Origin of the sequence: Chryseobacterium sp. MHB01 (assembly GCF_034651565.1) — a bacterium.
GTDB classification, from domain to species: Bacteria; Bacteroidota; Bacteroidia; order Flavobacteriales; family Weeksellaceae; genus Chryseobacterium; species Chryseobacterium nepalense.
In genome coordinates, this window is sequence record NZ_JAYEDA010000001.1 from 699,102 (window position 1) to 719,484 (window position 20,383).

Sequence of the window (20,383 nt, forward strand, 5' to 3'; positions counted from 1 at the left end):
AATTTTTAATAAATAATTATGTATCAGAAATTTATATATACAGCTTCACTTTTTGCTTCATCTTTATTTTTTTCACAAATTCAAAAAGTAGAACCTGCTTTTTGGTGGAAAGGGATGAAAAACCCTGAACTTCAGATTTTGGTTTATGGAAAAAACATTGCCAATGATCAGATTGAGCTTTCAGACGGAGTTCAGATTAAGGATATTCAAAAGGTTGAAAATCCGAACTATGTATTTGTAACAGTAAATACTGCTGAAATAAACGTTCCGAAATTCAATATTAATATTAAGAAAGGAAAAAAGAACATCAGTACCTACACTTATGAACTAAAACAAAGACAGTCTAATTCCGCAACAAGGGAATCCTTTACCTCGAAAGATGTAATGTACCTGATTATGCCCGACCGTTTTGCCAACGGTGATGAGAAAAACGATTCGAATCCTCAATTAACGGAAAAAGCAAACCGAAGTCTTCCCGGCGGACGCCATGGCGGAGATTTGCGCGGAATCATCAATAATATCGACTATATTCAAAACCTGGGAGCAACGGCAGTATGGCTCACCCCTGTGAATGAAGACAACGAAAAAGTGTATTCTTACCATGGTTATGCACAAACCGATTTATATAAAATCGATGCAAGGTATGGCACCAATGAAGAATATCGAGAACTTTCACAAAAATTAAATAAAAGGAATATGAAACTGGTGATGGATTACGTCACTAATCATTGGGGAGTTTCGCATTGGATGATCAAAGATTTGCCGACAAAGGATTGGATTCACTGGTTTGAAGATGGTGAAAACGGATTTAAACGGTCCAATTACAAAACGACTACCCAGTTTGATACCAATGCTTCTGATATTGACAAAAAAATTGCTCTCGACGGCTGGTTTGATACCACAATGCCGGACATCAATCAAAAGAATCCGTTGGTTCTGAAGTATCTCACACAAAACGCAATTTGGTGGATAGAATACGCCGAACTGGGAGGTTTTCGTGTAGATACCTATCCTTACAATGATAAAGAAGCCATGGCCAAATGGGCAAAAGCCATTACCGATGAATATCCCAATTTTAATATCGTAGGAGAAACATGGCTAAGTACGGCTGGTCATATTTCAGCATGGCAAAAAAATTCTAAAACAGGTGAGGCCGCAAATTACAATTCATATCTCCCGTCTGTTATGGATTTTATGCTGTACGGAGATCTGCCGAAAGCACTTAAAGAAAAAGACGGCTGGGACAGCGGAATGAACAGGATTTACAATACGTTATCCAGCGATTTTCTTTATCCTGACATCAACAATGTAATGATTTTCTTTGAAAATCACGATACCGAAAGATGGAACGAAATATTTAACGAGGATCCGAAAGCATATCAATTGGGATTAACCCTGCTTTCAACCGTTCGCGGAATTCCGCAGATTTATTACGGTTCGGAAGTAGGAATGAGGGGTGACAAAAACAAAGGCGGTGATGCAGATATTAGAAGAGACTTTCCCGGCGGCTGGAAGTCTGATAAACAAAATGCCTTTAATCCTTCGTCGCAGACGCCCGGGCAAAAAGAATTTTATCAGTTTACCCAAAAGCTCCTGAACTGGAGAAAAGGAAAAGAAGTCATCCATACCGGAAAAACCAAAAATTTCGTTCCGCAGAATAATGTTTTTGTATATTTTAGATATAATGAAAAAGAAAGTGTGATGGTTATTTTAAATAATAATGAAACAGAGCAGACATTGGATTTGAAGCATTTTGCTGAATCATTAAAAGGATTTTCAAAAGGAAAAGACATCATCTCCGACAAAGACTTTTCATTGCAAAACAACTTGGCCATACCCGCTAAAACATCTATGATTATTGAATTAAAGTAACTTAAAAATATATTCATTCACTTTGCTGAGTGAAACGCCTTTGCGAACGAAAATATTAAGTAAAATTACAAAAATGCTTAGCGCTCTTTGCGTTAAAAACAAAAATTATATATGAAAAAAACAACAATATTCTTTACATTAATCATATGTATATTGAGCTTTACGACCATTTCAGCTCAGAAAAAATTTGAAAAAGAAAAAACAGAAATCGGGACAATGTTAGACGGATTCAACGTCGCTGCAGCAAAAGCTGATTTTAACACTTATTTCAATTATTTTGCTGAAGAATCAACATTTATAGGAACCGATGCTACCGAAGTCTGGGATAAAAAAGCCTTTATGAATTGGGCCAAACCTTATTTTGATAAAAACAAAACCTGGAACTTCACTTCACTGAAAAGAAATATCTATTTTAGTAAAGAAGGAAAAATCGCTTGGTTTGATGAACTTTTGGATACTCAAATGAAGATCTGCCGGGGTTCAGGAGTTGTTGAAAAAATAAACGGACAGTGGAAAGTAAAACAGTATGTACTTTCCGTAACAGTTCCAAATGATGTTGTAGATAAAGTGGTGGAAATAAAAGCTCCGATAGAAGATATATTAATTCAAAAAATGAAGCAATAATGGCAGAAATGACAGGAAAATACAATAAGGGTGAATTTGGCAAAATGAAAAAGCCGAACTTATCAATGCTTCAGATCATCAATATGAGCATGGGATTCTTAGGAATCCAGATGGCATTTGGATTACAGAACGGAAATGCAAGCCGGATTTTGGCAAATTTTGGAGCAGATGTTCACGAGTTGTCATGGTTTTGGCTGGTGGCTCCTATAACGGGATTGATTGTGCAGCCAATTATTGGTCACATGGGAGATAATACCTGGAGCCCGCTGGGAAGAAGAAAACCTTATTTTTTAATAGGAGCGGTTTTATGTGCAATCGGACTGGTAATGCTTCCTAATGCTGCTTCTGCAACGCAGATGATGGCGGCAAATGTCCTGCTGATGGCTGTAATTTTTCTTGCCATGATGGATGCGTCCATTAATGTGGCTATGGAACCTTTCCGTGCTTTAGTGGGAGATATGCTGCCGAAACATCAGGCAACCATTGGATTTTCAGTTCAGACAATTCTAATTGGAATCGGAGCGGTTATTGGGTCAGATCTGCCGGGATGGCTTACTAAATTGGGCGTTTCCAATGAGGCACCCAAAGGATTCGTAGCAGATAATGTGATTTATTCTTTCTACATTGGAGCAGTTGTTCTTTTGATATCAATTTTATACACCATTATTTCCACAAAAGAATACTCACCGGAGGAGTTTGCCTCTTTTGAAGGCGGAAAAGAAATTGTAGAAGAAAAATCTAAACTTTCGGATATCTTTAAAGATTTTGCCAATGTACCTTCCCAGATGAAAAAATTAGGAATTGTACAGTTCTTTTCATGGTTTGCCTTATTTACCATGTGGGTTTTTACAACAAGTGCTTTGGCAACACATCATTTCGGGCTTTCACCGGACGATACCCATTCTGCGGAATTTAACAAAGCCGGAGATTTAACGGGAAGCTTATTCGGAAGTTATAATTTCTATGCCATTTTCTTTGCTTTTGCTTTAACACCGATTGCAAAATTTATAGGTAAAAAACAGACTCATGCGTTAGCCCTGACTTGTGGAGGACTGGGACTGATTGCCATGTATTTTATTAAAGACATTCATTATCTGTGGATTTCAATGGTTGGACTGGGATTTGCCTGGGCAAGTATTTTAGCCATGCCTTACGCGATGCTGATCGATTCAATTCCACAAAAGAAAATGGGGGTTTATATGGGGATTTTCAACTTCTTTATCGTGATTCCTCAGATCATTAACGGGATTTTCGGGGGACCGATTGTAAGTGGGATTTTCGGCAAAATGGCCATTGATTATATCGTAGTCGGTGGAATCTGTATGCTGTTGGGAGCTGTTTTAACTATGGTTTTTATTAAATCTGAACATGATTCGCCAAAGGAAATTGAAGAAGAAATTAAGCAGGTACATTTTTAAAGTTAATAACTTTTAATTTCAGTTTAATCAATTAAAAATCAAACAAAAATAACGGAACGGGTTCATAAGAATCCGTTTTTTATTGATTAATAATCTTTCTTACCTTACATCAACATTTCCGTGCGTAAGACTTCCGACATTTGTACCATAAATAATCACAATATGAAAACAGTATATCATAAAGCAGATACAAGAGGCCACGCCAATCATGGATGGCTTAATTCTTACCATACTTTCAGTTTTGCAAATTATCAAAACCATGAAAGAACCCATTTCGGAGTTCTCAGAGTGTTGAATGACGACACCGTTTCCCAGGGGATGGGATTCGGAACACATCCGCACAAAAACATGGAAATTATTTCAATCCCGCTGGAAGGTGATCTGGAACACAAGGATTCAATGGGGACAACAGCCGTTATCAGAAAAGGAGAAATTCAGGTGATGAGTGCCGGAACCGGTGTAATGCACAGCGAATACAACAAAAATAAGGATGAAGAAGTAAAATTTTTACAGATTTGGGTATTTCCAAGAGAGGTTGATGTTGAGCCGAGGTATGATCAGAAAAGTATCAAAGAAGGTGAGAAAATAAACGGATTTCAGCAGATTTTATCGCCGGATAAAAACGACGAAGGGGTCTGGATTCATCAGGATGCCTGGTTTAATCTGGCAAACTTTACCAAAGGAAACGGTAAAAACTATATGCTTCATAAAAAAGGAAACGGGGTTTATGCATTTGTTTTAAAAGGAAACGCAAAAATTGGCGACAGAGTTTTAAACGAAAGAGACGGTCTGGGAATCTGGGATACCCAAAGTTTCAACATTGAAGCCATTGAAGATGCCGAAATTCTTCTAATGGAAGTTCCCATGGACTTGCCATCTTACCTTAAATAATATTAAATTTGTAAACTTAAATATAAACAATGAAAATTTTAGCCATAGCCGGAAGCAATTCCGAGACATCAATCAATAAACTTTTAGTTTCTTACGCAGCTTCACTTATTCAGAATGCAGAAGTGGAAGTGGTAGATATGAACGAATTTGAAATGCCAATCTACAAACACCAGCGCGAAGTGGAAAGCGGACTTCCGCAGGAAGCAAAAAATTTCGCTGCGAAAATTGATGCGGCAGATATACTTATCGTTTCTTTATCCGAACACAATGGAACGTATTCTTCGGCTTTCAAAAATGTATTCGACTGGACTTCCAGAATCAAGGACAGAGCAGTGTGGAATGAAAAACCAATGCTGTTAATGGCGACAGCTCCGGGAGCAAGAGGCGGATTAGGCGTTTTAGAAGCGGCAACCAAACGTTTCCCACTTCACGGCGGAAATATTGTGGATACCTTTACACTTCCTTTCTTCAATGACAATTTTGATAAATCGGCTCAGACAATTTCTAATGAAGAGAAAGACAGCGAATTGAAGGAAAAGATTGCAAAAATTTCGGCAGTAGAGATTATCCTTGAAAAATAGATTTGAATATTAATTTAAAATTAATATCTTTGCAAAAAGAAAAAAGATGAATATTCAGACCACTTTTAAAGAATGTTTCTCCAAGAAAGGGAATATTGTGGACTCTGAAATTCTGAGATAATACAACGGCCGATAATCTACTAAGATTGTCGGCTTTTTTATTTTCGAAATTAAAACTTAAACATAGAAATAAATTGTGCCAATTTAGCACATTAACAATCAAAATCATTGTTAAATTGTTAAACTGATACACTGTTACATTAATAATATGAGCAACACGTACAAATCCGCAGGAGTAGACAAAGAAGAAGGATACAAAACCGTTGACAAGATCAAGAAAGCGGTTGGCGAAACCCATAATTCCAACGTACTGAATCATTTGGGAAGTTTTGGTGCTTTTTATGAAATCGGAGGATACAAAAATCCTGTCTTGGTTTCGGGAACCGACGGGGTGGGAACAAAGCTTAAAGTAGCTTTAGATTCAAAAAAATATGATTCTATTGGTGTAGACTGCTTCGCAATGTGTGCCAATGATATCCTTTGTCATGGTGCAAAACCTTTGTTTTTCCTGGATTACCTGGCTTGCGGAAAACTTGATTCCGAAATTGCTGCAGAAATTGTTTTAGGAATGGTGGAAGCATGCAAAGATAACAACTGTGCACTGATTGGCGGAGAAACTGCCGAAATGCCGGGAATGTATCAGCCTGGAGATTACGATGTTGCCGGTTTTTGTGTAGGTATTGTTGAAAAAGACCAGATCATTGACGGATCCGATATAAAACCAGGAAACAAAATTATTGCTCTGCCAAGTTCGGGATTCCATTCAAATGGATTCTCCCTTGTTAGAAAAGTATTCCCTGATTTCAACGAAGAATTCGAAGGAAAACCTTTGTACGAAACACTTTTGGTGCCTACAAGATTGTATTATAAAGACATTCATAAAGTTCTTGAAGAAGTAAAAGTATGCGGAATTGCCCACATCACCGGAGGTGGATTATATGAAAACATTCCGAGAATTATTGGTGAAGGATTATGTGCTTCCATCGATGCTTCAAAAATCAAGATTCCAAGCATCATGCTGGAACTGGAAAAAAGAGGCGGTGTAGCCCGTGAAGAAATGTTCGGAACCTTCAATATGGGAGTAGGAATGATCGTTGTAGTAGATGCGGAACACGCAGAAAAAGTACTGCACCTTTTGGATGATGCTTACGAAATCGGAGAAATTACGGAAGGAAGCGAAAAGATTAATTTGAAAATTTGAAAATTGATCAATTAGATAATGTTTCTATTTCATTTTCAAATTAACTCATTTTCAAATTGACTTATTAATGAAAAATATTGTTATACTCGTTTCAGGGTCAGGAACCAATCTTCAGCGAATCATCGATACTATTGATAATGGAGAAATCCAAAATGCAAAAATATCTTTGGTTGTTGCCGACAGAGAATGTTACGGACTGGAAAGAGCGAAAAATCATAATATAGACAACGTTCTGATTCCGAGAGGAAAAAATTTCAGCGGCGAATTGGCTAAAATTATTCCTGAAAATATGGACTTAATCGTTTTAGCAGGATTTTTATCTATTCTTAAACCTGAATTTTGTGAAGCCTGGAGGGGAAAAATAATCAATATTCATCCGGCGCTGCTTCCTAAATTCGGAGGAAAAGGAATGTGGGGGCATCATGTTCATCATGCTGTGATTGAAGCTAAAGAAAAAGAAAGCGGCGCAACCGTACATTTTGTAACCTCGGGAATTGATGAAGGAGAAGCGATTCTTCAGAAGTCATTTGAAATCACTGAGAATGACACACCCGAAACCGTAGCGGAAAAAGTTCATCAGATTGAGTATGAAATCTTCCCGATAGCGATAAATAAAGTATTGAATAATAATTAAAAAGCAATTATTAGCAATACAAAAATTCCCCTCCTCTGGAGGGATGGTAAAAATTCAGAATGAATTTTTGACGGGGTGTTAATATAAAATATTAAAAAACATCCACCCTTTGCTGAGTGAAACGCCTTTGCGAACGAAAAATATTCAGCAAAAAATAAAAAACTTAGCGTCCTTTGCGTTAAAAAAATAAACAAAACACATTTAGATTTTATTATTTCGAAAAACAAGAAAAATCTAAGTAAAAATAAATAAGATCGGAGGTGAAAGAACCGGTCGACAGTTTGAAATAACTGTAAAAAGTAAAATTGAAAGTAAAGTTCTTTAAGTGTTGGAGTCCTGAAAGGACGACCTACATCAGGATAGGATGAAGTCCTATCAGATTGTACATAAGAATTATTACAAAGAAAAAATCGAAAGTAAAATGAGCAAAAAAAGAGTTTTAATCAGTGTTTCTGACAAAAGCGGGTTGATCGAATTTGCACAGTTTCTGGAAGCCCAAAATTATGAGCTGATCTCTACGGGAGGAACGTTCAAACATTTGAAAGATGCTGGTTTAAATCCGATTCAGATTGATGAAGTTACCAATTTTCCTGAGATGTTGGACGGAAGAGTGAAAACATTACACCCGAAAGTTCACGGAGGATTGTTGGCGGTTCGTTCCAACGAAGAACACATGAGTACTGTTCAGGAACATGGAATTGGTCTGATTGACATGGTAATTGTAAATCTTTATCCTTTTTTCGAAAATGTAAACAAAAACATTTCTCTTCACGAAAAGGTGGAATTCATCGATATCGGAGGACCTTCGATGCTTCGCTCTGCGGCTAAAAACTTTGATTCCGTTACGGTAATTACTGATGTTGAAGATTATGCTGCGGTAAAAATTGAAATGGAGCAAAACGGTGATACCTATATTGAAACCCGTAAGAAATTGGCAGGAAAAGTATTCAATCTTACTTCTGCTTACGATGCAGCGATTTCAAGAATGCTTTTAGAAGAAGATTATCCTACTTATTTAAATGCCTCTTACAAGAAAGTTTCTGATCTGAGATATGGTGAAAATCCTCATCAGACAGCAGCTTACTACGTTTCTACTTTCGAAAACGGCGCGATGAAAGATTTTGAACAGCTGGGAGGTAAAGAATTGTCTTTCAACAACCTTCGTGATATGGATCTTTGCTGGAAAGTAGTGACTGAATTTAAAGAAGAAATGGCTTGTTGTGCCGTAAAACACTCTACACCTTGTGGAGTAGCAATCGGAACTTCAGCCTTGGAAACCTACCAGAAAACTTTCGAATGTGATCCGGTTTCTATTTTTGGCGGAATTGTTGCTATGAACTACAAAATCGACGCGGCAACCGCGGAAGAATTAAATAAAACATTCCTTGAAATTGTAATGGCTCCTAAATTTGATGAGGAAGCGATTGAAATTTTGAGAAAGAAAAAAAATCTGAGAATTATTAAAATTGTAAATCCTGTATCCGACAAACAGACGTGGGTAAAGATCGACGGGGGTATTTTGGTTCAGGATAACGACAGCATCTTCTCGGATGACATCAAAGTCGTAACTGAAACTCAGCCTACGGAAGAGCAGAAAAAAGCGTTATTGTTCTCCCAGAGAGTAGTAAAATATGTAAAATCAAATGCAATTGTAGTTTCCAATGGAATCCAGGCTTTTGGAATCGGAGGCGGACAGGTAAACAGAATCTGGGCAACTCAACAGGCAATTGAAAGAGCCAAAGAAAAGTTCTCCGGGGAATTGGTATTGGCTTCAGATGCCTTTTTCCCTTTCCGTGACGTGGTAGATTTCTGCGCTCAAGAAGGTATCACAGCAATCATCCAGCCGGGTGGAAGTGTGAAAGATCAGGACAGTATTGATGCTGCCAATGAGCACAAAATACCAATGATGTTTACGGGAATAAGACATTTTTTACATTAATTAAAATTAGATTAAAATTACAGATGAAAATCTGTAATTTAGGATAGATTGCTTTCCGGTCTTTGCTGAGTGTTAGTTTATGCTGAGCTCGTCGAAGTACCTTTACGAACTTAAAAAGCAGTCAGTTATTAAAGATATCTTAGCGGACTTTGCGTTAAAAATTTTTATTGAGATTAAATGCATACATCCGGAAATTATATTTTGAGATTGTATTTATAGCATTCAAAATTATATATTTGTAAATTATAGACTAGTTAATTAAATAAAGTATGAGAATATTAATCATAGGTGAAGGTGGACGAGAATCTGCTTTGGCAGCCAAGCTTCAGAACGATTCAAGAATTACGAAGATGTTTTTCGCCAACGGAAATGCTACCACTGATGTAATAGGAAAAAATGTTCATTTATCAGAGATTAAAGAACTTAGAGATTTTGCAATCAAAGAAAAGGTAGACTTAACGATTGTTGGTCCGGAAGCGCCGCTTGTAGCTGGTTTGAAGGACGAATTCAAAAAGCACGATTTGAAAGTTTTTGGCCCGAATCAGAAAGTGGCAAGCTTGGAAGGAAGCAAGGCTTTCTCTAAAAAATTCATGCAGACCTATGATATCAAAACAGCAAAAGCAGTAGTATTTGATTCATACAATGAAGCTAAAGAATATGTTCAGACTCAGCAATATCCATTAGTGATCAAAGCAAGCGGACTTGCAGGAGGTAAAGGTGTTGTGATCTGCGATACCTTAGAAGAAGCTGAAGCAACAATTCATGATTTTATGATCAGAAGAATCTATGGAGATGCAGGGATTCGTTTGGTTATTGAGGAATATTTAGAAGGATTTGAAGCCTCCATCATTGCTTTTTCAAACGGTGAAAAATTATTCCCGTGTATTGCGGCGAAAGATTATAAGAAAGCAGGAAACGGAGATACAGGACCGAATACCGGCGGTATGGGAACGGTAGCTCCAAGCCCTGAATTTACCCAGGAACACTATGCTGACTTTGAAAAAAATATCCTTGAACCTACTTTAAAAGGTCTTAAAGCGGAAGGCTTCGGTTTCAAAGGAATTATTTTCTTTGGATTGATGGTTACCAAAAACGGAACGTATCTTCTGGAATACAATATGAGATTCGGAGACCCTGAAACTCAGGTGTTGATGGCTTTAATGGAAAATAACCTTCTTGATGTGATCCAGGATTGTATGGACGGAAAAGACATCGAGCTTAAATTTAAAGACGAAAAAGCAATTTGCCTTGTGATGTGTTCAGGAGGCTACCCGAGAAACATCGAAACAGGTTTCGAAATCGTGGGCGAAGATAAACTGAAATACAGCAAGCTTTTATACGCAGGAGCCATCAGAAAAGGAGACAAAGTAGTTTCCAACGGTGGTAGAGTGCTTAACATTGTAGCTACCGGAGCAACTTACGATGATGCCCGCAAAAAAGTGTACGAAGATGCAAGTCATGTACATTTCGATTACGGCTTCTACAGAGAAGACATCGGAAAGTTTTAAAATAATGCCCTGATTTTTCGGGGCTTTTTTTGTTAGAAGCTATTTCCCGCTTTCCGCTGTATCTTTTTTGTCATTGCGAACAAAGAGAAGCAATATTTAGAACTTTTTGGCAATCGCAATAACAAAAAAGGATGCCGCTGCAATCGGGGCTATAATTTCAGACAATTTTACAAAATCATTTATCAATCATTATTCATCAATTATAAAAAATGAACAACGGTATTATCATATTAGATTTCGGATCACAGTACAACCAGCTTATCGGAAGAAGAATCCGTGAAATGGGTGTATATTCTGAAATCTTACCTTTCAATACACCATTAGAAACAATTTTAGAAAAACGGCCGAAAGGAATTATCCTTTCAGGAGGACCAAGTTCTGTAAATGCAGAAAATGCTCATCTGGTTGAAAAAGAATTGTATGAGCAGGGAATTCCTGTTTTGGGAATCTGTTACGGAATGCAGTTAACAGCCCATCTTTTAGGCGGAAAAGTACATAAAGGCGTAAAAGGAGAATACGGAAAAGCACACCTGGAAATTGTAAAAGAATCTTCCTTGCTAAAAGGTGTAACCAATAATTCTATCGTTTGGATGAGCCACTTTGATGAAGTAGGACAATTGCCTCCAGGCTTTGAATTAAATGCTGAATCAGGCGTAATTGCTTCCATGGCGAATGAGGATAAGAAAATCTATTGCGTACAGTTTCACCCTGAAGTTTCCCACACCGAAGAAGGCGGGAAAATGTTGGAGAATTTCGTGTTCGGAATCTGTAATGCAGAGAAAAACTGGAAACTGACTAATTATATTGATAAAACAGTTGCAGAAATCCGCGAAAGAGTAGGTGACCAAAAGGTTATCTTAGGACTTTCAGGAGGGGTAGATTCTTCTGTAGCGGCAGTGTTAATTCACCGTGCAATTGGTGACCAGTTGACATGTATCTTCGTAGATACAGGTTTACTGAGAAAAGACGAAGGCAAAAAAGTAATGGACAATTATGGAGAGCATTTCCATATGAACATTAAATTAGTGGATGCTTCCGAAAGATTTTTATCAAAATTAGCCGGAGTAGATGATCCTGAAGCAAAAAGAAAAATCATCGGAAACGAGTTTATTCACGTTTTTGATGAAGAATCTCATAAAATTGAAGGCGCTAAATTCTTAGCACAGGGAACAATTTATCCGGATGTAATTGAAAGTCAGTCGGTAAACGGTCCTTCTGCAGTGATCAAATCTCACCATAACGTTGGCGGACTTCCAGAAGAAATGGAATTTGAATTGCTGGAGCCTTTAAGAGAATTATTTAAAGATGAAGTAAGAAAAGTTGGAGAAGAGCTGGGAATTCCTCATCATTTGGTACACAGACACCCTTTCCCTGGTCCGGGATTAGGAATCAGGATTTTGGGAGCTGTTGATGCTGAAAAAGTAAGAATCCTTCAGGAAGCGGATGATATTTTCATTGAAGAATTATATAAAAATGATTTATATGAAAAAGTTTCTCAGGCATTTGTTGTGCTTCTTCCGGTAAAATCGGTTGGAGTAATGGGCGATGAGAGAACGTACGAATATACAGCCGTTGTCCGTTCTGCCAACACCATCGACTTTATGACGGCAACCTGGAGCAGACTTCCTTACGAGTTTTTAGATACCGTTTCAAGCAGAATCATCAACGAAGTAAGAGGAATCAACAGAGTAGCGTACGATATTTCAAGCAAACCGCCTGCAACGATCGAGTGGGAATAATTTTTGACTTGAGTTAAGATATAAATCCTGCCTTTGGGCGGGATTTTTTCGTTTAATTATTAAAATTATTTGGAGCTTTTTCCAGCTTTGAGTTGATGCTGAGCCTGTCGAAGTACTATATCTTTTTGGTTATGGGCTCCTGAACTATGTTTGTAAGCTTCCGGTTTATGCTCCGGCCGCAACCAAAAAGGATGCTGCTTCAATCTGGGCTAGGGTTGCAGCCGCCCTTTCAGTTTATAAAATCATACAATTACAAGTCAGTTTGTACAGTTAAGAAATACAAATAATTCAAATTTAGATTTACATTGCTGGAATGTATGATGAAATTAACCTATTGTTAGCTTTTGTCTTCAAGGCTCAACTTAAGTAAACAAAATCTTTTGTGTCTTTTGCGGTTAAAAAACTCATGCATTATAAATAAGTCTCAGTTTTTCCCTAAATTTAAGTAAAATTACATCAAATGCAAATTGAAACAAGAACGCTCACCGTTCAGGATTACTCAGAATTGGTAGAAACTATGAAACGGGCCTATCCTCAAATGTCTGAATATGTATGGTCTAAAAGAAGCATCGAAAAACTAACAAGAATATTTCCTCAGGGACAGATCTGTATTACGGTTGACGGAAAACTCGCCGCCGTAGCACTTTCAATCATTGTAAATTATGATGAATTCGGCGATGATCATACTTACAGCGATATTACGGGAAATTATACTTTCAATACCCATACTTCCACAGGGAATGTACTCTATGGAATCGAAGTTTTTGTTGATCCGGAATTTCGTGAACTTCGGCTGGGAAGAAGATTATATGATGCCAGGAAAGAACTTTGTGAACTGTTAAATCTAAGATCGATTGTTTTAGGAGGCAGAATTCCGAACTATCACAAACACAGCGAGCTATCACCGAGGGAATATATCAGGAGAGTTAGAGATAAAGAAATTTATGATCCGGTTTTATCATTTCAGCTTTCCAATAATTTTTTGCCCATCAGAGTTTTAAAGAAATATCTCCCCGAAGACGAATCCTCAAAAGAAAATGCTGTGCTCCTGCAATGGAATAATATCTATTACAGTAAGAAGCCCAATACCATGCAGGACAGCATTATCCGGCTGGGACTGGTGCAATGGCAGATGAGACATTTCAAAGATATTGATGCCTTCTACGAACAGGTTGAGTTCTTTGTAGATGTGATGGGCGACTATAAAGCCGATTTCGTTCTTTTCCCGGAATTGTTCAACACTCCTTTGCTGGCTCCCTTCAACAAACTTTCCGAAAGAGACAGTATGATTGAACTTGCAAAATTAACGGAAGAAATCAAAATGAAAATTTCGGATCTGGCCATCAGCTACAATGTTAATATCATTTCCGGAAGCATGCCTGTTTTCGAAAATAATGATTTATATAATGTAAGCTATCTTCTTCACAGAGATGGAAGAATAGATGAATACAGGAAAATTCACATCACGCCGAATGAGAAAAAATATTACGGAATGAAAGGCGGAAACGAAATCCGTGTTTTCGATACGGACTGTGGTAAAATCGGACTGGTAATCTGCTACGATGTGGAGTTCCCGGAATTACCAAGAATTTTAGCCGATCAGGGGATGAAAATTCTTTTTGTGCCTTATCTTACGGATACGCAGAATGCCTATATGCGTGTTCGGCATTGTGCGGCCGCAAGAGCTATTGAAAATGAGTGTTATGTTGCGATTGCAGGTTGCGTAGGAAATCTTCCGGGTGTTAATAATATGGATATTCAGTTTGGTCAGGCAGCCGTATTTACTCCTTCCGATTTTGCTTTTCCATCGAATGCTGTGAAAGGAGAAGCAACACCCAATACGGAAATGACACTGATTGTAGATGTGGATTTAAATCTTCTGAAAGACCTTCATCACCATGGCTCCGTACAGGTGATGAAAGACCGTAGAAAAGATCTTTATGAAACATATTTAAAATAGTTTTCAGTATGATCTGTTTATAATAAAAATTTACACCTCTTTAGGAAAAAGGGGTGTTTTTTTGTAACGATATTTCGAGACGCCATCGAAAAATAAGTGTCAATAATTCTATACATATACAAAGATTTATACATGAAAAGCTGGATAAGAAATTTTTACAAATTGATGAGTATTACATAGTAATAATTATACTGAAATTACTGTAATACACAATAAAATAACAGGATAAGCGTTAGCAGATAAAGTTTAGTAAAAATTTACAAATAGGAATTAATATTTTTATATAAATTAATAAATAACTCTAATAATAATATTTAAATGTAAATGCTTTAAATATATTGTATTATTGTTTGGTTTTATCTAAATTTGTAAAAATAGTTTAGTTTAAATAAAGCTAATAATTGCCACTGAAAACTTTAACCTGACAAACCTGATTATAGAATATTCATGAAAAATTCGGACCTGGATAAATCTTTAAGTAATGACCAAAGATTTAATACCGTCTTAAAATTCCCTCCATTCTTAAAAATGCAAACTGTTGAAATTGATTTTGTTTTGCGAAGTATTAAAATAATTAATGCTTCTCATGAAAATTAGTGCAAACACATGAAAGTTATCTGATAATGAATAATACATTGCACATGGATTGTAAGCTTCGGTTTCTGGTAATTTCAATAGTTTTTTTTCGTTTTCTATCCGGAGATAGAGAATTTTATTTACCCAAAAGTAATAACACCATTTTTATTTTTCACATATAATACTAAAAGGATGAAATTTGACTACAAAGAAATACACATAGGAAGTATCATAAAGACTCGCGTTGAAGATACAGAAACTGATCTTGAAAGAATTTGCAAATTCCTGAAAACTACAAAAGACCAGATTGAAGAGATGTATCGCTCCAAGAGCTTAGATAGTGATATTCTTATGAGATGGAGTAAACTTCTGGAATATGATTTCTTCAGAATATATTCTCAGCATCTTATCCTCTATGCACCTCCTTCCAAAGTAGATAAACAGGTAGAAAAAAAATCCATGCTCCCCAGTTTTCGCAAAAGTATCTACACCCGGGAAGTTATCGATTTTATTGTTGAACTGATAGAAACCGAGGAAAAAACAATGCCCCAGATTGTGAAGGAATACCGGATCCCGAAATCTACGCTTCATCGGTGGACTAAAAAATACGGTAATCTTAATAACGGATAACATGAAAAAAAATAAAACTTCACAGCCGGATTTTAAAAGAATATATACTGATATCCTGCAAAAGAAATTCCCGGAAAAAAAAGAACTTTGTGATAAAATTCTCAGCAAGAAGACTCTTTCCGAACTGGATGTTATTGCAATTAACAATATTATATTTACTCCTGTTTCAGAAGATATCATCAAATCCAATCAGCAGCACCGGTCGTACAGCAAGTCTACCATTATTAAAATCCTTGAGTTCCAGAAAGAGCACGGACTGAACAATACCAAACTCGCTCTGCATTATAAACTGAGCCGCAATACAGTTTCGAGATGGAAAAAACTTTTTATTGTATAAAATAATATAACAGCTTTATAAAATAATATAACAGCTTTGCCTTTATGGCAAAGTTTTTTTTGGATATTAGGAATACTTTTTGAATGCTTGTGGCTTGTTTTTATTACTTTTATGCATTATGTTTGATAAGCAACAAAGAAAACTGAAAAGGTCTGCAAAACTCATTTCCGTATTGAGCAAATATGGCTTTAAAGATCTTCTGGCAAGAATGAATGTCGGAAATAAACAACCCGAAGTTTCTTCCGATCTCGAAGAAATTATTTCAAAAGGAACGGTTTATGAAAGGATAAGAATGGCCCTGGAAGAGCTGGGACCTACTTTTGTAAAACTCGGACAGACATTCAGCAATCGGGAAGATCTTCTTCCGCCCGAACTGATCCAGGAACTGCAGAAACTTCAGGACAAAGTAGATCAAATAGAAATGAATGTTGCTGAAATCCTCGAAAATGAATGCAATATTTCTGCTTCGGAGCACTTTTCAGAAATTCAAAGCGAACCTCTGGCTACAGCCTCCATTGCTCAGGTATATAAAGCTTTACTGACTGACGGAACGCAGGTTATTCTTAAAATTAAAAAGCCGGATGTTCAGAAAATCATAGAAGATGATCTTCTGTTGATCAAAGATCTTGAGAAACTGATTTCGTCCTATTCTGAAATCGGAGAAAAACTTAATCTTAAACAGGCAATTTCAACTTTCGAAAAATCTTTATTGGAGGAAGTCTCTCTGATTAATGAAAAAGAAAATATTCTTCAATTTAGAAGAAATTTTAAAAACAGTAAAGAAACATATATTCCCAAGGTTTACGAAGAGTTTTCTAATAACAATATTCTCTGCATGGAATTTATCGACGGTATTAAAGTTACGGATAAAGCAGCGTTATTGGCCAATTCAATCAATCCTGTTCATATTTCGGAAGCCGGATTACGGCTTTTTGTCTCTCAGATTTTAGATTATGGCTTCTTTCATGCAGATCCTCATGCGGGAAATATCCTGGTAAAAAAGGACGGAAAAGTTGTATTCATCGATTTTGGTGCAGTAGGTAAAATCCCGCCGAATGACAAGGAAATCCTGGAAGATCTTATCGTAAGTTTCGTTGCAAAAAATCCGCATAAGATTGTGCGTTACCTTAAAAAGATGGCGGTCAGTTATCAGATTCCTAATGAAAGAAGATTTGAAGGAGATGTGGAGGATATCCTGGATTTCGTCCACAATACCTCACTTAAAGAAATTGATCCGCATGCGGTGATGAACAAAATGAAAGATGTATTGAAAGATAACCGACTGTACATGCCGGATTATTTTTATCTTTTATTCAAAGGAATTGGATTGATCGAAGGAGTGGGGCGCACCATTAATCCCGATCTGGATGTAGTGAAAAGCCTCCATCCGTACACCAAAAAAATATTCGCTAAAAAGATAAGTCCGCAGAATATTTTAAAAACAGGGATGGAAAAAATGATGACTTTTACAGATAATGTAGATGAAATCCCTAAAGAATTGCGTTCCGTCCTACAGAAACTCGATGAAAATAAGTTCACGGTTACCAGCGAAATTAAAAATATTGAGAAAACCAATCAGCTGATCAAGTCAAGTGTTGTTAATCTGATTCTAACCATGATTCTCGGTGCGAATATCATTGCTACAGCAATTGTATTTGTCTCGGAATCCGGACCTAAAGTTGGGGAAATGTCCTTAATTGCTGTTCTGGGATTTATATTTTCAGTCTTATTAACGATTATCATTTTATTAAGGATTACCAGGAAATAAGCGGATAATACTTAGAATGGCACTTTAAATAGTCAATGGATCGGTCATATTCTTTCAAAAATTAATTGCCTATCTTTGCAAAATGGAAAAACTCACTTTTGCAGATTTTGACCTTCCGGTTAAAATTCTTGATGTTTTGGCAGATCTGGATTTATTTGAACCTACTCCCATCCAGGAGAAGAGCCTTAGGCCGATACTTTCAGGACGCGATGTAATGGGAATTGCACAGACCGGTACGGGGAAAACCCTGGCTTATCTTTTACCCGTTCTTAAAACCTGGAAGTACAATAAAAACGGAAATCCTACGGTTCTTATTCTTGTACCTACAAGAGAGCTGGTAGTACAGGTTACGGAAATTCTTGAAAAGCTTACAGAAAATATCACGGCAAGAGTGATCGGTATTTATGGAGGTAAAAATATTAACACACAGAAACTTTTATTCGACGGAGGATGTGATATTTTGGTGGGAACTCCTGGACGGGTGATGGATTTGGCGATCGACAATGCTATATCACTGAAAGAAGTTCAGAAGCTGATCATCGATGAGTTTGATGAAATGTTGAATCTCGGTTTCAGACCGCAGCTGACGCATATTTTCGAAATGATGAAGGAAAAGAGACAGAACATTCTTTTTTCTGCAACCATGACGGAAGCAGTAGATGTTATGCTGGATGAGTATTTTGCAAGTCCGGTAGAGATTTCTCTTGCAAAATCCGGTACTCCGCTTGAAAAAATTGAACAGACTGCTTACAAAGTTGAGAATTTTAATACCAAAATCAACCTGTTGGAATATCTGTTAAAGCGGGATGAGGAGATGTCTAAAGTGTTGATTTTTAACAATAATAAGAAAAACGCAGATCTTCTTTTTACTAAAATTAATGAGCTCTTCCCGGAACAGTTTGATGTGATTCATTCCAATAAATCACAGAATTACAGGCTGAAAGCCATGAAAAGTTTTGAAAATGAAGAGATAAGAGGCCTTATAACCACAGACGTCATGGCAAGAGGTCTTGATATTTCGGATATTACCCATGTTATCAATTTTGAAACGCCGGATATTCCGGAACAGTATATTCACAGGATCGGTAGAACGGGTAGGGCAGATAAAGATGGAAAAGCGGTAACATTTGTTACTAAAAAAGAGGAACCGCTGATCCTTGACATCGAATTACTGATGGATAAGGAGCTTAGATTTATCAACTTCCCTGAAGAGGTGAAAATAAATCCTAAGAAAATTGCCTCTGAAGAAGAGCAGATTTCCATGAAAAATCCTGCCCAGGTAAAACTGAATGAAGGCGGAGGCGCATTTCACGAGAAGAAAGCCAAGAATACAAAAGAAAACTGGGGCGGACCATCCAAAAGAAAGGCCCCGAAAAAATTTGGTGCCAACAGATCTCAGCAAAAAGCTATTTCAAAATCCAAGAAAAAGAAATAACAAAAAACTCCCGAATTTCGGGAGTTTTTTGTTTGAGTCAATTAAAATTCATCGTCTTCATCTTCGTCAAGAAAATCGAGTTCGTCATCACTCTGAATATAGTCATGAGATATTCCAGGAGGATTAAATAATCCCCAATCATCTACAATAAAATGTTTCGGATCAAATCCGGCTACCCATTCCACAAACAAAATGCGTAATTCTTCTATAAGGCTTCTGATCAGTTTGTAATATTTTGAATCTGTAAACCCGAACATTTCAAGGTTATTTCCGCTTACCATAATATCTCTCGCTGCTTTACGGATAATTGCAGCGTTCTCCATCTTGATGTCATAAAGTCTTACGGCTTCAGCACCAGATATTTTAGCCTGAATAATCATACTGTCTTCAAGAAGATTTATCTTTAGATGTTGCAGATAGTCATTATCTTCGGGGAAAAGATCAGTAATGATCTTTAACGTTTCTTAGATTTCCTCGGCTTTTTGATAAAGTGGTAAATTTCTAACCGATTCTCTCATTTATTTCATATAAGGATTCATTACCGATGTCCACAATTTGTAGCCTTCCGGTGTCATATGAAGCATATCTTCTACAAAAAGGTCTTTTCGTACATTTCCGTTGGCATCTTCCATTACTTTGGTGATATCAATAAACTCTGCATTCGGCTGTTTTTTCATGAAAGCGGCAATTTTTTTATTGGCTTCTTTCATTTGGGGCCAAAGCTTTTCGCGGCTTGGAGAATATTTGATTGAGATATAATCTACTTCAATGGTAGGAAATTTAGCACGTATTTTTTTGTAAAAAGTTTTGAATCGTTCTACCACAACATCTGCCTTCAGTTTATCATCATCGGCAAAATCATTTTCACCGCAATAGATGATAATCTGTTTGGGTTGATAGTGTAATAGATCATTGGCAAAATAATTAAGATCTGTTAATCTGGACCCTCCAAAACCTCTGTTGATAATAGTTTTATCCGGGAAATAATTGGCAACATCCGTCCATTTTGTAAATGATGAGCTTCCAATCAGGAGGATAGCGTCTTTGGGGGGCGGTGTTTCCTGATCCTGTTTTTTGAAATTCTGTATGTCTTGCCAGAACATCGGTTTTTTTTCCTGCGAAAAGAAAAGGGCAAAAGTCAGCAGTAAAAATGCTGATAACATCTTCTTCATTGTATAATCATTTTAAAAATTCCGTTTCATAAAAAAAC

At 36.9% G+C, this 20,383-nt stretch carries 17 protein-coding genes; 15 read left to right on the forward strand and 2 right to left on the reverse strand.

Annotated elements, in window-relative coordinates; all coding sequences use genetic code 11:
• Nucleotides 1-18: 18 nt before the first annotated feature.
• The 15 genes from U9K52_RS03320 to U9K52_RS03390 all read left to right on the forward strand — a co-directional run bounded on the left by U9K52_RS03320 (nucleotide 19) and on the right by U9K52_RS03390 (nucleotide 19,173).
• A complete protein-coding gene (locus U9K52_RS03320) occupies nucleotides 19-1,872 on the forward strand; it encodes a glycoside hydrolase family 13 protein (protein WP_322925354.1) in 1,854 nt (617 codons plus the stop codon).
• Between the two features lie 111 nt (nucleotides 1,873-1,983).
• On the forward strand, nucleotides 1,984-2,496 hold the full coding sequence (locus U9K52_RS03325) for a nuclear transport factor 2 family protein (protein ID WP_322925356.1): 513 nt from the start codon (nucleotides 1,984-1,986) through the stop codon (nucleotides 2,494-2,496).
• Nucleotides 2,496-3,914: an MFS transporter gene (locus tag U9K52_RS03330; protein ID WP_312175997.1), complete on the forward strand. Its 1,419-nt coding sequence runs from the start codon at nucleotides 2,496-2,498 to the stop codon at nucleotides 3,912-3,914. The genes U9K52_RS03325 and U9K52_RS03330 overlap by 1 nt, the downstream gene beginning before the upstream one ends.
• A 162-nt stretch (nucleotides 3,915-4,076) precedes the next feature.
• Nucleotides 4,077-4,805, forward strand: a complete 729-nt coding sequence (locus U9K52_RS03335) for a pirin family protein (protein ID WP_322925358.1) — start codon at nucleotides 4,077-4,079, stop codon at nucleotides 4,803-4,805.
• A 29-nt stretch (nucleotides 4,806-4,834) separates the two neighbouring features.
• Nucleotides 4,835-5,386 (forward strand): NADPH-dependent FMN reductase, encoded by a 552-nt coding sequence (locus U9K52_RS03340; protein ID WP_263603571.1) that lies wholly within the window; start codon nucleotides 4,835-4,837, stop codon nucleotides 5,384-5,386.
• A 268-nt stretch (nucleotides 5,387-5,654) separates the two neighbouring features.
• Nucleotides 5,655-6,647, forward strand: coding sequence for a phosphoribosylformylglycinamidine cyclo-ligase (gene purM, locus U9K52_RS03345; RefSeq protein WP_263603570.1), 993 nt, complete (start codon nucleotides 5,655-5,657; stop codon nucleotides 6,645-6,647).
• Between the two features lie 67 nt (nucleotides 6,648-6,714).
• Entirely contained in the window at nucleotides 6,715-7,281 is a 567-nt protein-coding gene (purN, locus tag U9K52_RS03350) for a phosphoribosylglycinamide formyltransferase (RefSeq protein WP_322925361.1), read from the forward strand.
• Nucleotides 7,282-7,702: 421 nt separating this feature from the next.
• Complete coding sequence (purH, locus tag U9K52_RS03355) at nucleotides 7,703-9,220, forward strand: bifunctional phosphoribosylaminoimidazolecarboxamide formyltransferase/IMP cyclohydrolase (RefSeq protein ID WP_322925363.1); 1,518 nt, start codon at nucleotides 7,703-7,705, stop codon at nucleotides 9,218-9,220.
• Nucleotides 9,221-9,489: 269 nt separating this feature from the next.
• Nucleotides 9,490-10,728 carry a phosphoribosylamine--glycine ligase gene (gene purD / locus U9K52_RS03360; protein WP_322925365.1) on the forward strand — a complete coding sequence of 413 codons (1,239 nt, stop codon included), beginning with the start codon at nucleotides 9,490-9,492 and terminating at the stop codon, nucleotides 10,726-10,728.
• A 209-nt stretch (nucleotides 10,729-10,937) separates the two neighbouring features.
• Nucleotides 10,938-12,467, forward strand: a complete 1,530-nt coding sequence (guaA, locus tag U9K52_RS03365; RefSeq protein ID WP_322925367.1) for a glutamine-hydrolyzing GMP synthase — start codon at nucleotides 10,938-10,940, stop codon at nucleotides 12,465-12,467.
• 460 nt (nucleotides 12,468-12,927) lie between these two features.
• Complete coding sequence (locus tag U9K52_RS03370) at nucleotides 12,928-14,427, forward strand: carbon-nitrogen hydrolase family protein (RefSeq protein ID WP_263603568.1); 1,500 nt, start codon at nucleotides 12,928-12,930, stop codon at nucleotides 14,425-14,427.
• Nucleotides 14,428-15,195: 768 nt separating this feature from the next.
• Nucleotides 15,196-15,633 (forward strand): transposase, encoded by a 438-nt coding sequence (locus U9K52_RS03375; protein WP_248392488.1) that lies wholly within the window; start codon nucleotides 15,196-15,198, stop codon nucleotides 15,631-15,633.
• A gap of 1 nt (nucleotide 15,634) precedes the next feature.
• Nucleotides 15,635-15,970, forward strand: coding sequence for a transposase (locus U9K52_RS03380; protein ID WP_066436637.1), 336 nt, complete (start codon nucleotides 15,635-15,637; stop codon nucleotides 15,968-15,970).
• Nucleotides 15,971-16,088: 118 nt separating this feature from the next.
• A complete protein-coding gene (locus U9K52_RS03385; protein WP_322925372.1) occupies nucleotides 16,089-17,738 on the forward strand; it encodes an ABC1 kinase family protein in 1,650 nt (549 codons plus the stop codon).
• Between the two features lie 82 nt (nucleotides 17,739-17,820).
• Entirely contained in the window at nucleotides 17,821-19,173 is a 1,353-nt protein-coding gene (locus tag U9K52_RS03390) for a DEAD/DEAH box helicase (RefSeq protein WP_322925374.1), read from the forward strand.
• Nucleotides 19,174-19,214: 41 nt separating this feature from the next.
• On the opposite strand, the gene U9K52_RS03395 is transcribed toward U9K52_RS03390, so the two are convergent.
• Nucleotides 19,215-19,553: a hypothetical protein gene (locus U9K52_RS03395; protein WP_322925376.1), complete on the reverse strand. Its 339-nt coding sequence runs from the start codon at nucleotides 19,551-19,553 to the stop codon at nucleotides 19,215-19,217.
• A gap of 138 nt (nucleotides 19,554-19,691) precedes the next feature.
• Nucleotides 19,692-20,345 carry a GDSL-type esterase/lipase family protein gene (locus U9K52_RS03400; RefSeq protein WP_248392496.1) on the reverse strand — a complete coding sequence of 218 codons (654 nt, stop codon included), beginning with the start codon at nucleotides 20,343-20,345 and terminating at the stop codon, nucleotides 19,692-19,694.
• Nucleotides 20,346-20,383 lie beyond the last annotated feature (38 nt).